General features: G+C 67.7%; 13 protein-coding genes. 6 read left to right on the forward strand and 7 right to left on the reverse strand.

Going from position 1 to position 13,565, the window contains the following annotated elements:
- The first annotated feature begins 149 nt into the window (after positions 1 to 149).
- Positions 150 to 563: a hypothetical protein gene (locus QRN21_RS15065; RefSeq protein ID WP_285364948.1), complete on the forward strand. Its 414-nt coding sequence runs from the start codon at positions 150 to 152 to the stop codon at positions 561 to 563.
- 61 nt (positions 564 to 624) lie between these two features.
- Here the strand turns inward: QRN21_RS15065 and guaB are convergent, their stop codons facing one another.
- Entirely contained in the window at positions 625 to 2,127 is a 1,503-nt protein-coding gene (gene guaB / locus QRN21_RS15070; RefSeq protein ID WP_053098958.1) for an IMP dehydrogenase, read from the reverse strand.
- Between the two features lie 300 nt (positions 2,128 to 2,427).
- Between guaB and QRN21_RS15075 the strand changes: the two genes are divergently transcribed.
- The 4 genes from QRN21_RS15075 to QRN21_RS15090 are packed head-to-tail and all read left to right on the forward strand — an operon-like array spanning position 2,428 to position 6,500.
- The gene (locus QRN21_RS15075; RefSeq protein WP_042539449.1) at positions 2,428 to 3,744 is read left to right on the forward strand and encodes a branched-chain amino acid ABC transporter permease; all 1,317 of its coding nucleotides are present in this window, start codon (positions 2,428 to 2,430) and stop codon (positions 3,742 to 3,744) included.
- A gap of 5 nt (positions 3,745 to 3,749) precedes the next feature.
- Positions 3,750 to 4,727: a branched-chain amino acid ABC transporter permease gene (locus QRN21_RS15080; protein WP_053098957.1), complete on the forward strand. Its 978-nt coding sequence runs from the start codon at positions 3,750 to 3,752 to the stop codon at positions 4,725 to 4,727.
- 46 nt (positions 4,728 to 4,773) lie between these two features.
- Complete coding sequence (locus QRN21_RS15085) at positions 4,774 to 5,739, forward strand: ABC transporter ATP-binding protein (RefSeq protein WP_053099395.1); 966 nt, start codon at positions 4,774 to 4,776, stop codon at positions 5,737 to 5,739.
- Positions 5,736 to 6,500 (forward strand): ABC transporter ATP-binding protein, encoded by a 765-nt coding sequence (locus QRN21_RS15090; RefSeq protein WP_053098956.1) that lies wholly within the window; start codon positions 5,736 to 5,738, stop codon positions 6,498 to 6,500. Before QRN21_RS15085 ends, QRN21_RS15090 begins: the two co-directional genes overlap by 4 nt.
- A 118-nt stretch (positions 6,501 to 6,618) precedes the next feature.
- On the opposite strand, the gene QRN21_RS15095 is transcribed toward QRN21_RS15090, so the two are convergent.
- The 3 genes from QRN21_RS15095 to groES all read right to left on the reverse strand — a co-directional run bounded on the left by QRN21_RS15095 (position 6,619) and on the right by groES (position 9,419).
- On the reverse strand, positions 6,619 to 7,896 hold the full coding sequence (locus QRN21_RS15095) for an ABC transporter substrate-binding protein (protein ID WP_053098955.1): 1,278 nt from the start codon (positions 7,894 to 7,896) through the stop codon (positions 6,619 to 6,621).
- A gap of 144 nt (positions 7,897 to 8,040) precedes the next feature.
- Positions 8,041 to 8,979 carry an EamA family transporter RarD gene (gene rarD / locus QRN21_RS15100; protein ID WP_072590848.1) on the reverse strand — a complete coding sequence of 313 codons (939 nt, stop codon included), beginning with the start codon at positions 8,977 to 8,979 and terminating at the stop codon, positions 8,041 to 8,043.
- A 143-nt stretch (positions 8,980 to 9,122) separates the two neighbouring features.
- Positions 9,123 to 9,419 carry a co-chaperone GroES gene (groES, locus tag QRN21_RS15105; RefSeq protein ID WP_039394204.1) on the reverse strand — a complete coding sequence of 99 codons (297 nt, stop codon included), beginning with the start codon at positions 9,417 to 9,419 and terminating at the stop codon, positions 9,123 to 9,125.
- A gap of 143 nt (positions 9,420 to 9,562) precedes the next feature.
- Here groES and QRN21_RS15110 point away from each other — a divergent pair, with 143 nt between their 5' ends.
- A complete protein-coding gene (locus QRN21_RS15110; protein ID WP_285364960.1) occupies positions 9,563 to 10,771 on the forward strand; it encodes a class I SAM-dependent methyltransferase in 1,209 nt (402 codons plus the stop codon).
- Between the two features lie 14 nt (positions 10,772 to 10,785).
- Here QRN21_RS15110 and QRN21_RS15115 read toward each other — a convergent pair whose 3' ends face one another.
- From QRN21_RS15115 to QRN21_RS15125, 3 genes are read right to left on the reverse strand one after another with little or no spacing between them, the layout of a single operon-like run.
- Positions 10,786 to 12,009 (reverse strand): hypothetical protein, encoded by a 1,224-nt coding sequence (locus tag QRN21_RS15115; protein ID WP_285364961.1) that lies wholly within the window; start codon positions 12,007 to 12,009, stop codon positions 10,786 to 10,788.
- Positions 11,993 to 13,054 carry a hypothetical protein gene (locus QRN21_RS15120; protein ID WP_285364963.1) on the reverse strand — a complete coding sequence of 354 codons (1,062 nt, stop codon included), beginning with the start codon at positions 13,052 to 13,054 and terminating at the stop codon, positions 11,993 to 11,995. Before QRN21_RS15120 ends, QRN21_RS15115 begins: the two co-directional genes overlap by 17 nt.
- A 3-nt stretch (positions 13,055 to 13,057) precedes the next feature.
- The gene (locus tag QRN21_RS15125) at positions 13,058 to 13,504 is read right to left on the reverse strand and encodes a hypothetical protein (RefSeq protein ID WP_285364965.1); all 447 of its coding nucleotides are present in this window, start codon (positions 13,502 to 13,504) and stop codon (positions 13,058 to 13,060) included.
- Positions 13,505 to 13,565 lie beyond the last annotated feature (61 nt).

Consider the following 13,565-nt stretch of genomic DNA (forward strand, 5'->3'; position numbering starts at 1 on the left):
GCGCCGGGAGCTCGAGGGGAAGTCGAGCGGGTGTCTCTAAATACTGGCATATCAACAGACCGCCCCGATGGCGGCCACGGCTGCTCCCTCAGTACTCTCGAGGATGAAAGCGGTCTGCGGACGGCCGCCCCTCTCGAAACGGAGCGACCATGACCGACTCGACGCGGCCCGAAGACCCGCAGGACAGCCCTCCCGCGTGGGACGGAGCGCGACCGGCGGATGCCGCCGTGGATCCTGCCGCCTACCCGCTGGCCGGCCCGGGACAGCCCACGCCGTACACCTCCCCCGCCGGGCAGGGGCTGGCGGTCGCGGGACTCGTCCTGGCCTTCGTCATCGCTCCGCTCGGACTGATCCTGAGCATCGTCGCCGCCGTCAGGCTCGGCAAGGCCGGGGCACCGCGCGGCCTCGCCATCGCGGGAATCGCGGTCGGCGCCGTCATCACCGTGATCTGGATCATCGGCATCATCGTGCTCGTGAGCGTCTTCGCGAACCTGTTCGCGATGTGCGCCGACCTCGGTCCGGGCGTGTGGCAGGTCGGCGGAGTCACCTACACCTGCAGCTGAGTTCGCAGCCGAACAAGAAAGGGGCCGGATGCGATCGCATCCGGCCCCTTCTCGATTCGTCTCAGCGCTTGTAGTTCGGCGCCTCGACCACGATCTGCACGTCGTGCGGGTGCGACTCCTTGAGTCCCGCCGCGGTGATGCGCACGAACTTGCCGCGCTGCTTGAGCTCTTCGATGGTGCGGGCTCCGACGTAGAACATAGACTGCCGCAGTCCGCCGACCAGCTGATACGCGACGGCCGACACGGGGCCGCGATACGGCACCTGGCCCTCGATGCCCTCGGGGATCAGCTTGTCGTCGCTGGGCACGTCGGCCTGGAAGTAGCGGTCCTTCGAGTACGAGGTCTGCTTGCCGCGGGTCTGCATGGCCCCGAGGGAGCCCATGCCGCGGTACTGCTTGAACTGCTTGCCCGACTGGAAGACGATCTCGCCCGGCGACTCGTCGGTGCCGGCGAGCAGCGAGCCGAGCATGACGGCGTCAGCACCCGCGACGAGCGCCTTGGCGATGTCGCCGGAGTACTGCAGACCACCGTCGGCGATCACAGGGACGCCGGCCGGACGTGCGGCGAGCGACGCCTCGTAGACGGCCGTGACCTGGGGCACGCCGACGCCGGCGACGACGCGCGTCGTGCAGATGGAGCCTGGCCCCACGCCCACCTTGACCGCGTCGACACCTGCGTCGATGAGCGCCTGAGCGCCCTCGCGGGTGGCGACGTTGCCGCCGATGACGTCGATGTGCGCGAAGCTCTCGTCCGCCTTGAGCCGCGTGACGAGGTCGATCACGCCCTGTGACTGGCCGTTGGCCGTGTCGACGACGAGGACGTCGACTCCGGCGTCACGCAGCGCCTCTGCGCGCTCCCAGGCATCGCCGAAGAAGCCGATGGCCGCGCCGACACGCAGACGACCCTGGTCGTCCTTCGTGGCGAGCGGATACTTCTCGCTCTTGTCGAAGTCCTTGATGGTGATGAGACCGGCCAGCTTGCCGTCCTCATCGATGAGCGGCAGCTTCTCGACACGGTGATGCGCGAACAGGGCGATGACCTCGCCGGCGGCGACGCCCACCGGTGCGGTGACGAGACCCTCCGACGTCATGACGTCCTTCACGAAGGTGGTCTGACGCTCGAAGCCCGAGACGAAGCGCATGTCGCGGTTGGTGATGATGCCGACGAGGCGGCCGTCGGGGTCGACGACCGGCAGACCCGAGATGCGGTACTTGGCGCAGAGCGCGTCGACCTCTTCCACGGTCGCGTCGGGCGACGTCGTGATCGGGTCGGTGATCATGCCCGACTCGCTGCGCTTGACGCGGTCGACGTGGGCCGCCTGATCGGCGATGGAGAGGTTGCGGTGCAGGATGCCGATGCCGCCCTCTCGCGCCATCGCGATGGCCATGCGGGATTCGGTGACCGTGTCCATGGCGCTGGAGAGCAGCGGAGTCGCGACCGAGATACGGCGAGTGATCCGCGACGAGGTGTCTGCCTCGCTGGGGATGACGTCGGTGTGCCCGGGAAGGAGCAGCACATCGTCGTACGTGAGTCCGACGAAGCCGAAGGGGTCGTGCTGGTCCATGGATAGTCCTCCTGCGGGCGCGATCTGGGGCGAGGGTGTACCAATTCTAAGTGCGGAGCGGCTGAGGAAATTCCCTGCGCCCGCTGACATCGCGCGCAGGACGCCCCGGGTGACCTATCGGTATTTCGCAACTTCGTGATGGGATCGTTCTCACCGTGAGCAGATCGTGCCTTGGTCGAAACAGAGCCGACACATTACGCTCATACCGTCGTACATCAGGGCCGATGAACAACTCCGTCATGGCCTGTGTACTGGGCTGGAGGTTCTGTGCGTCCGACGATCTCGGCGAATCGAAGCGGAATGCGGTGGGTCATCATCCTGCTCGCGTCGCTCCTCGCCATCGCTTTCCTGTGGTTGCAGCCTCCTGCTGCGGCTTCCGCCGAAGAAACGGACGACGGCCAGGAGATCACAGACTTCTACTTCGCCGGTGTCATCACCTTCGATGACGACCCCGTCGAAGGCGTCGTGATGACGATCGAGGGCGGCGGCTTCGAAGGCGAGACCGAGACCGACGCCGAGGGCAAGTGGCGCCTGTACGTGCCCGAGAAGGACACGTACACGCTCACGGTCGACGAGGAGACCCTCCCCGACGGCGTGATCGTCGATGCGGCGCAGCTGCCCGAGGGCACTCAGCCCATCGCCGGCACGACGGCGTCGTTCGAGGTCGAGTTCGGCCTGACCGGCACGAAGATCCTCAACCTCTTCCTCGGTGAGGGCGAGAGGATGACGACGTCCTTCATCGACCAGCTCCTCTCACGTCTCGTGGGCGGCCTGAACTTCGGTCTGCTGCTGGCGCTCGCCTCCATGGGCGCGGCGCTCATCTACGGCACGACGCGGCTGTCGAACTTCGCTCACGCCGAGATGGTCACCTGGGGCGGCCTGGTCGCCCTCGTGACGACGAGCTTCTGGCATCTGCCGCTGTGGCTCGGCATCATCGCCGCCGTGATCGGGGGCGGTCTCTTCGGCTGGGCCCTGGATGCCGGCATCTGGCGTCCGCTGCGACGACGAGGCCTCGGTGTCGTGCAGCTGATGATCGTCAGCATCGGTCTGTCTCTCGCCCTGCGCTATGCGTTCCAGTACATGATCGGTGGTGGCACGCGCCAGCTCCCCGGGGCCAGCCCCGAGCCGTTCCGGTTCGGTCCGATCTCGCTGTCCTACATCGACCTGATCGGCATCGTGGTCAGCATCGTCGTGATCGTGGGCGTCGCGTTCTTCCTCACCCGCACCCGCATCGGCAAGGCGACCCGCGCCATCTCCGACAACCCGCAGCTCGCCGCAGCATCCGGCATCGACGTCGACAAGGTCGTGCGCTACGTCTGGATCCTGTCCGGCACGCTCGCCGCCATCTCCGGCATCCTCTGGGCCTACTTCCGCCCCGGCGTGAAGTGGGACATGGGCATGCAGATGCTGTTGCTCATCTTCGCCGCCATCACCCTCGGCGGGCTCGGCACGGCGTTCGGTGCGCTCGTCGGCTCCCTCATCGTCGGCATCGCGGTCGAGGTCTCCACCCTCTGGATCCCCTCGGATCTGAAGTATGCGAGCGCCCTGGTCGTGCTCATCGTGATCCTCCTCGTCAGACCTCAGGGCCTGCTGGGACGCAGGGAAAGGTTGGGCTGATCGCCATGGACTTCGGAAGCATCTTCTCGAACACAGCCGTCTATCTGTTCAGCCCCGTCACCCTCGCCTACGCGCTGGCGGCGACCGGTCTGGCCGTGCACTTCGGCTATGCGGGCCTGCTCAACTTCGGCATGGCCGCCTTCATGGCGGTCGGCGGATACGGCTACGCGATCTCCGTGCTGACCTTCGGGCTCCCCTGGTGGGTCGGCATGCTCATCGGTCTCCTGGGGGGCGCGTTCTTCGCAGTCCTCCTCGGAATCCCGACGCTGCGGCTCCGTGCCGACTACCTCGCCATCGCGACGATCGCCGCGGGTGAGATCGTACGACTGCTCTTCACCACCCAGATCTTCGACGAGTACACCAACTCGGCCGACGGTCTCGCGCAGTTCAACGGCGGGTTCCGCGACGCCAATCCGTTCCCGCCGGGCACCTACGGCTTCGGACCGTGGACCTACAGCGCGAACGACCTGTGGAACCGGGTGTTCGGACTCATCGTGCTGCTCGTCGCGATCCTGCTGGTGTGGTCGCTCATGCGCAGCCCGTGGGGACGCGTCCTCAAGGGAATCCGCGAAGATGAGGATGCCGTGCGCTCGCTCGGCAAGAACGTCTTCGCGTACAAGATGCAGGCGCTCGTCGTCGGTGGCGTGATCGGCGCAGCCGGAGGAATCGTCTTCGTCCTCCCCTCGGCTGTCGTGCCGGGCAGCTACACGACCTCGCTCACGTTCTTCCTGTGGACGATCCTGCTGCTGGGCGGCGCGGCCACCGTGTTCGGCCCGACACTCGGGGCCATCCTCTTCTGGGTCGTCTTCGCTTTCATGGCGAACCTGCTCCCGGCGATGGCGCGGTCCGGAATCCTGCCCATGTCCGACAGCCAGGCCTCGACCCTGGTGTTCATCTTCGTCGGCATCGCCCTGATGCTGCTCGTGATCTTCCGACCTCAGGGCATCCTCGGAGACAAGAGGGAGATGACCTTTGTCAAATGAACTGACCCCCGACGAGAGCGCCCAGACGGCGCCCGCGACCGGCAGCATCCGCCGACCGAAGACCACCGGGCTCGCCAAGGGCCCTGCGGCCCCCGGCGTGCCGAAGGTCGATCCCATCCTGATCGCGGATGCCGTGCAGCGGCGCTTCGGCGGTCTGACGGCCGTCGACGTCGACCACGTCGAGATCCCTCGCGGCGCCATCACCGCTCTGATCGGCCCGAACGGAGCAGGGAAGACGACCCTGTTCAACCTGCTCTGCGGTTTCGACAAGCCGAACAGCGGGACCTGGTCGTTCGACGGCACGAGCCTCTCGGGCGTCCCCTCCTTCAAGGTGGCGCGCATGGGACAGGTGCGCACGTTCCAGCTGACCAAGTCGCTGTCGCTGCTCACCGTGCTCGAGAACATGAAGCTCGGCGCTCCGGGACAGCGCGGCGAGGGCTTCTGGTCGAGCCTGTTCCCGTTCCTGTGGCGCAAGCAGGATCAGGAGATCGAGGTCAAGGCCCGCGAGCTGCTGGCCCGCTTCAAGCTCGACGCCAAGGAGAAGGACTTCGCCGCGGCGCTCTCGGGCGGCCAGCGCAAGCTCCTCGAGATGGCGCGAGCGCTCATGAGCGATCCGACCCTGGTGATGCTCGACGAGCCGATGGCCGGCGTCAATCCGGCGCTGACCCAGTCGCTCCTCGATCACATCCTCGACCTCAAGGGCCTGGGCATGACGGTGCTGTTCGTCGAGCACGACATGCACATGGTCCGCCACATCGCCGACTGGGTCGTGGTCATGGCCGAGGGCAAGGTCGTCGCCGAGGGCCCGCCCGACGAGGTCATGGAGGACCCGGCCGTGGTCGACGCCTATCTCGGCGCCCACCAGGACCTCGATCTCGGTGCCGTGACCGGTCGCATCCCCGTGATCGAGAACGCCACCGCCGCCAAGCTCCGCGAGCAGATCGAAGCAGAAGCCGAGGCGGAGCTCGAAGCGACGAGCACGCCGGATCACGACCAGAAGGACAACGCATGAGCGCCGAGACCTCCGCTGCGGCACCGCGAACGGACGACATCGTCGTCGAGCTGAAGGACGTGCACGCCGGCTACCTGCCCGGTGTGAACATCCTCAACGGCGCCAACCTCGTCGCCCGACAGGGCGAGCTGATCGGCATCATCGGCCCCAACGGCGCCGGCAAGTCGACCCTGCTGAAGGCGATCTTCGGGATGGTGAACGTCCGCAGCGGCGAGATCACCGTGAACGGAGAGAGCATCATCGGGTTGAAGGCCGACAAGCTCGTCAAGCGGGGCGTCGCCTTCGTGCCGCAGACGAACAACGTGTTCCCTTCGCTCTCGATCGAGGAGAACCTGCAGATGGGGCTGTATCAGAACCCCAAGATCTACGCCGAGCGCCTCGAGTTCGTCACCGGCATCTTCGCCGAACTCGGCAAGCGCCTCAAGCAGCGCGCCGGGTCGCTCTCGGGCGGCGAGCGGCAGATGGTGGCGATGTCGAGGGCACTCATGATGGACCCGTCGGTGCTGCTTCTCGACGAGCCCTCCGCCGGCCTCTCCCCCGTGCGTCAGGACGATGCGTTCATCCGCGTCTCCGACATCAACAAGGCGGGCGTGACGACGATCATGGTCGAGCAGAACGCGCGGCGCTGCCTGCAGATCTGCGACCGCGGCTACGTGCTCGACCAGGGCAAGGACGCGTACGAGGGCACCGGACGCGACCTGCTGAACGATCCGAAGGTCATCGGCCTCTACCTCGGAACTCTCGGCACCGACGCCGCCTGAGGGCTCCCACGACAGAGGGGCGGATGCGACTCGCATCCGCCCCTCTTCTGTCCCCTCGCGCAGCGGGCACGCACACGACGAAGGCCCCGGATCGAGGATCCGGGGCCTTCGCTCGTGATCAGTTGGTGCGGGAGATCAGGTTGTCGGCGCCGTACTCGTACGTGCCGATCGATGCACCCTGCGGGTCGCCGTTCTCATCGAACGTGATCTCGCCGGAGTAGCCGTCGTAGTCGGCGGTTCCACCGTCGTTGATGATCGCCGCGCAGTCCTCGAAGCTGGTGCACTTCTCACCGTCTCCGCTGCCGCCCGAGACCTCGGCCATCTTCGCAGCGATGTCCGCGCCCTCGGTCGAACCGGCGGCGAGAGACGCGAGTGCGACGAGCACGACCGCGTCGTAGGCCTCGGCTGCGTAGGTGAAGTCGTTGACCTCGGGGTTGCCCTCGCCGGTCCAGAACGTCTGCAGACGGTCGGTGAAATCGTCCTCGAGCGCCGGTCCCGGCTTCGTGCCCTGTGCGCCCTCGAGCGAGAACGGGAAGTTCGTGTCGGGCGAGGAGCCGTAGTCCGACAGGTTTCCGTCGACGAGGTAGAACTTGTCGGGCGAGATGCCGGCGTTGACCAGCAGCGGGGCGATGGTCTTGAACTGGTCGAACGACACGATCGCGACGGCGTCGGGGTTCTGAGCCTTGATCGTCTCGACCTGTGCGTCGAACTGACCGTCACCGACGTTGTACGACGCGTCAGCGACGACCTCGCCACCCGCGTTCTCGAACGTCGACTTGATGTTGTCGAACAGTCCGGTTCCGTAGGCGTCGTTCTGGTAGATCACGCCGAGGGTCTTGTGTCCGTCTTCGGCGATCAGGTTGCCGAGGACCTCACCCTGCAGAAGGTCGCTGGGCGCGGTGCGGAAGTAGAGACCGTTGTCGTCCCAGTCGGTGAAGTCCGGGCCGGTGTTCGAGGCCGAGATCTGCAGGATGCCGGCGCTGACGTTTCCGTCGAGGATCAGGCGTGAGACGCCCGACGCCGCGGCACCGACGATGGCGGTGACGCCCGCGCCCTGGAGCTTGCTGATCGACGTCTCGTAGGCCTTGGTGTCGGTGTCGCCTTCGTCTTCAGCCGTCAGGTTGATCGTGACGCCGGCAGCAGCATCGTTGACCTCCTTGACCGCGAGGCCGACGCCGGATTCCATGGGCGGGCCGAGGAACGACAGCGAACCGGTCTGCGGCAGCAGCGAGCCGAGCTCGAGCGTGAGGTCGGCCGACGATCCGCCGCCGCCACCACCGTCGGACGGCTCCTCAGAGGGCGTGCCGCTGCAGCCTGCGACGACGATCGCCGAGACGCTCAGCAGCGCGACTCCGGCGAGAATCTTGGCGCTGCGCGAGCGCGTGAATGAGGTCATGATGCTCCCTTGCGTGACTGGCCGTGGATTGTGACCACGGTCGGGTGCTCTAACACTAGGACTGAAAGGCTTCGCGTAGGGGTCGCCGATGTTTCGGTGCGTTAACGATCCGACACCGAGTTTCCGGACGGGTGAACCGGGAGTTCAGACGAGTGTCGGCTGATCGATCCGGCGTCCGCGACGCGCGGCGAGCAGCAGGTCGATCAGGAACACGAGGATCGCGACCCAGACGATGATGAAGCCCGCCCACCGCTCGGCCGGCATCGGCTCGCCGAGCACGACCGCGCCGATGATGAACTGCATGACGGGGGTGATGAACTGGATCATCCCGATGACGGTGAGGTTGATGCGCCGGGCGCCCGCGGCGAAGAGCAGCAGGGGCACCGCCGTGGCCACACCGGCGAACGCGAGAAGCACCGCATGCCACACACCGTGGGAGCCCATCGTGATCCCGGCGGGGGTGGCGGCGACGAGGATCAGCTGCACGACGGCGATCGGGATCAGCCAGAACGACTCGAGCGTGAGTCCGCTGACCGCATCGACCGCGGGGCCGATCTTCTTCTTGATGAGTCCGTAGACGCCGAACGAGGCGGTCAGCGAGAGGGCGATCCACGGGAACTCGCCGTAGAAGAGGACGATCACGATCACGGCGACCGCCGCGATGCCGATCGCCGCCCACTGGAGCCTGCGAATGCGCTCCTTGAGCACGAACACCCCGAGCAGCACGGTGGTGATCGGGTTGATGAAGTAGCCGAGGCTGGTCTCCACGATGTTCCCGGAGAGGGTTCCGATGAGGAACACCTGCCAGTTGACGTAGATCAGGACACCCGCCAGAGCCGTCCATCCCAGCAGCCTCGGCTGTCGGACGATGACGCCGAAGGCGGCCCAGCCGCGCATGACGGTGAGGAGGAGCAGGCAGAAGACGAACGACAGCAGCACGCGCCACGCGACGACCTCCCACGGACCGGTGGGCACGAGCAGCAGGAAGTAGAGGGGCAGCACGCCCCAGAGCAGATACGCTCCCCCCGCGTACGCGACTCCCGCCGTCTGAGTGGCTCGGGAGGCGGCGTTCGTCGGGGTCACCGCACAACCCTATGCCCGTCGCCGCGCCGCCTCCGCCCCACGAGACCAGCCGTCCGGACATTGACAGAAATCGATGCACCGGTGGCCGAACACGCAGGAAGGCCCGGATGCGTGATGCATCCGGGCCTTCCGAAGACGTTGTCTCAGCGGACGACGACTGCGAGCACGTCGCGAGCCGACAGGACGAGGTACTCGTCTGCGCCGAACTTCACCTCGGTGCCGCCGTACTTGCTGTAGAGCACACGGTCGCCCACGGCGACGTCGAGCGGAACGCGGTTGCCGTTGTCATCGATGCGGCCGGGGCCCACGGCCACGACCTCGCCCTCCTGGGGCTTCTCCTTGGCGGTGTCGGGGATGACCAGGCCACTCGCGGTGGTCTGCTCGGCCTCGACCTGCTTGATGACGATGCGGTCCTCGAGCGGCTTGATGGAAACCGACACGGTCTACCTCTTCTTTCTTGACGCTGACAGGAAGACTTTTCGCACTCTCAACCCGAGAGTGCTAATCCAGTCTAGGCGTTCCGCTGGCACTCACGCAATGCGAGTGCCAATGCGGCGAACAGCCCGCCGCATAAGCTGGGGCAGTGGAGATCTCCGAGCTGCGCGCACTGCTCACCCCCGAGGGCCTGAAGGCGCTGGACGAACTCGGCCCCGTCGACGAGGTCGCCGACGTCGCTCGGATCGTATCCCGGCTGCGTGCGGCCGGCCACTCGCCCGAGCTCGTCTCGGCCGTGGTCGGACAGGCACGACTTCGCACCAAGGCGAAAGGCAAGTTCGGCAACTTCGCGGCCCGGATGCTGTTCACCCGGGCCGGACTCGAGCAGGCGACACGGCTGGGCGTGGCCGCCCGGCATGCCCAGCGGATGCGCCGCGCCGGCATCACTCGCGTCGCGGATCTCGGCTGCGGCATCGGCGGGGATTCTCTTGCCTTCGCCGGTGCAGGGCTCGACGTCGTCGCCGTCGACGCCGACGAGGTGACCTCGGCGATCGCGGCGTACAACCTGGCGCCTCTCGGAGACAGCGCGAGGGTGATCCACGGCACGGCCGAGGCGCACGTGCCCGTCGAGGGCGACGAGAACCAGGCGATCTGGATGGATCCGGCCCGCCGCACCGCCGGGCACAGCGAGACGCGCCGGGTCTCGTCCGATGACTACTCTCCGCCGCTGGACTGGGCCTTCGCTGTGGCCTCGCGCACATCGACGGGCATCAAGCTCGGTCCCGGTCACGACCGCGATTCGCTTCCCGTCGACGCCGAGGCGCAGTGGGTGAGCGCAGACGGCAGCGTGGTCGAGCTCGTGCTCTGGACGCGCGCACTCGCCCGCGATGGCATCCGCCGTTCCGCCCTCGTGATCCGCGGCGAGCGCTCACATGAACTCACCGCAGGCGCCGACGCCGTCGACGAGCCCGTGCGGGAACTCGGCGCGTTCCTGCACGAGCCGGACGGGGCGGTGATCCGGGCGCGTCTGATCGGCGATGTCGCGCGCAGCCTCGACGCGGGAATGCTCGACGAGCGCATCGCGTACCTCACCTCCGACGCCGCGGTCACCAGTCCGTTCGTGCAGTCGTTCCGGGTGCGCGAGACGATGCCGGCGAACCCGAAGGCGATCAGCGCCGTCCTCAAGGCGAACGACATCGGATCCCTCGACATCAAGAAGCGCGGCATGGACATCGACCCCGCGGCCTTCCGCAAGAAGCTGGCGCTGCGGGGCGAGCAGACCGCGACGCTGATCCTCACTCGCGTGGGTGATCAGCGACGAGCGATCCTCGCCGATCGGGTGCCGGCAGCCGGCTGACGTCTCCCCGGCGCCTAGCCCTCGGAGTCGTCCGACGGGATGTCGACCTGGATCGGATCCTGGAATTCGCCGCCGAGCTCGAGCGTCTCACCGGGCCTCACCGTCGGCTCTGCCGTCGCCGTCGTGCTGTCTCCGGACACCACGAGGTAGGGCATGCCGTTCGACGTGTACGCGAGACGCACGCTCCAGTCGGAGATCATCCCTCCGGCCTCGTCCACGATGGTTCCGGCGACCTCGATGACGTCCGCCGACGATTGTCCCTCGCTCGCCGGGCGGCATTCGACGGCCTGGACGGCATCGACGATGAGGCAGTCCTGGATGTCGTCGCTCGCGACGCGCTGTGCGCGCCAGACCGGGGCATCGCGGAAGTACCCGACGACCGAGAAGGAGAACTCTTCGAAACCCTCCTCGACCAACTGCTCGGCGCGTTCCCGCTCGTCACCCTGGAACTGCGACAGCCAGGAGTTCTCGTCCGAACGCCATCGCTGGATGATGCCGACGACCTCCCCGTTCATCGCTCGCGCGGCGGATGCCCAGATCTCCTCGAGGCCCTCGTCCCCCTCCCCCGGCACCGCGACGCTCGCGTTCAGGCCGATGCCGTTCCCGTTGTCGAGATCGGACGCGGGCTGGCACTGATCCGCCGACTTATCGGCGGCGTCGAGCGTCAGGCACACCGTCTCGCCGTCGTCCTTCGTCGCGTACCAGACGAGGGCGTCCTCGTCCTGTCCGATCGCGCGCAGACTGCCCGGGTCGAACCCGCCCTCGGCCTGCAATTCCGCACGCCGCTCCTGCTGCGCGGAAGTCAACGCGACGGCATCGCCGGAACGCCCGAAGAGCGCCCAGCCGGTGCCGAGACCGATCACGAGCAGAAGTGCGGATGCCGCGGCGACCGCCTTCCAGTGCTGACGGAATGCGGCGCGGAGGCCTCCGGTCTCGGCAGACCGGCGTCCGTCGTCCGCGTGTTCGTCGGGAGCGCTGGGGGAAGCGTCGGCGACGGGTGCCTGACCGTCACGGAACGGCTTCTCCGACGTCGGCGGCTCGTGGGCCGGTCCCTGCCCGACCGGCGCGTCGACCCGGTCACGCGGGCCAGGGTCGACCCGGTCAGGCCTGCCAGGCTCGCCGCGCAGCGATTCGAGCTCTCTCAGCCTCGCCGCCTCGGCCTCGGTCAGGCCACCGTCGCGGCCGTACGCTTTGACCTGCAGCCCGCGCAGCTCGGCAGAGTCACTCTCCTGCAGCATCGTCGCCCTCCCAGCCCTTCGTCACGGTCAGGTACTGCTGACCGTAGCCGAACCGGTACTCGTAGCGGGTCGTCTTCCCCTCACCCACGACGTCGAGCACGAGCGTCCTGTCCGCGTCGGCGAGCATGATGCTGTCATCGCAGGCCATCGGAGGGTCGGGCATCGACCCGTCGTAGACGAGACAGTACCTCTGCGTGGACATGTCGATCCCCGTCCAGATCGGCACGTCATCGTCGTAGCCGGCGACCAGGATCGTCCGCCGGTCCAGTCCCGTCCGCTCGGCGAGGGCGGTCGCCGCCTCCGCCTCGTCGGGGCTGGCGAACATCGCCGTGGACTGCGGCGAGGTGATGTAGCTGCGGGTGACGACCGCCGGCTCGCCGGCCGGCGTGAGGAACATCTGCGCCTCGACGTCATAAGTCTGACTCTGGCTCACGGGTTTCGTGAGAGTGGCATTCACGCCCTGGACCACGGCCTGCTCCCGCGTCGTGCACGCGGGAGCCGTCGCGTCCTCGTGTCCGAGCACCAGGCACACGTCAGCGCTCTCGTTCTTCGTCGCGAACCAGATCACGACGCCTTCTTCCTCCGCCACGGCCCGCACCGACCCCGGGTCGAAGTCCCCCGATGCGACGATCGCGCTCTGCCACTCCTCCTGCTGGGCGCTGAGCTGCATCGGCGCGGGACCCCGATCGGTGAAGAGAAGCCAGCCCAGCGCGAGGCCGATGACCGCGAAGGCCGTGGCGACCGCGACCGCGAGACGCCGATGGTGTCGCAGCGCGATGAGCGGGGACTCACCCTGGGCCTCGATGTCCACGGCCGCCTCGGGAGGTGACGCGATCCCCTCCTCCTCGGCATTTCCCCGCGGAGCGTGCGCAGGGTCCGGCGCACGCGTCTCCGGACTTCTCGTCGCCGGCGGCCCCGCCAGACGCGTCTTCGCGGATTCCAGCTCGCGCAGCCGCGCTGCGTCCGCCGCGCTCAACGCCCCCGCACGGCCGTACGCCCGCGCCTGGAGCGCGCGCAGCTCGACGGATCGGTCCGCGTCGAGCATCGGCTATCCGAGTCTCTCGAACTGCATCCCGGCCCAGACGAGCCAGCCGAGGCTGTAGACGGTCGCACACAGACCGAGAACGAGCGCCCAACGAGCGATGGCGCGGCTCTCGACCGGTCGGCGCAGCGACATGATCGACGCGATCACGGCGACGATGGCGATCGGGATGCCCCAACCGACGAAGAACGACGCGGCCAAGGCGACGACCGCCGCCATCAGCGCCCAGGGAGCGAGGCGGGTGTCGTCCACGGCGGACGTGCCCGTCGCCGGCTCCCAGTCGCTCTCCCGACCGATGTCCTCGGCGACCGGCCCCGTGACGACCACCGGCTCGACTCCGACCGGGCCGGTGGGGAGCTTCGTGTATCCCTCGCGGCGCGACCCGGGTATGCGTGCCGACCCCGCCGGATGCTCGACCTCGCCGCTCGGGCGCTCGATCCTGGTCGGCGGCACCGCGGCACTCGAGGCGGGCCCCGGTTCTGCACCCGCCCGATCCGGAGTGCGAGGCACGTCG

The organism is Microbacterium sp. LMC-P-041 (assembly GCF_030209555.1).
GTDB lineage: Bacteria > Actinomycetota > Actinomycetes > Actinomycetales > Microbacteriaceae > Microbacterium.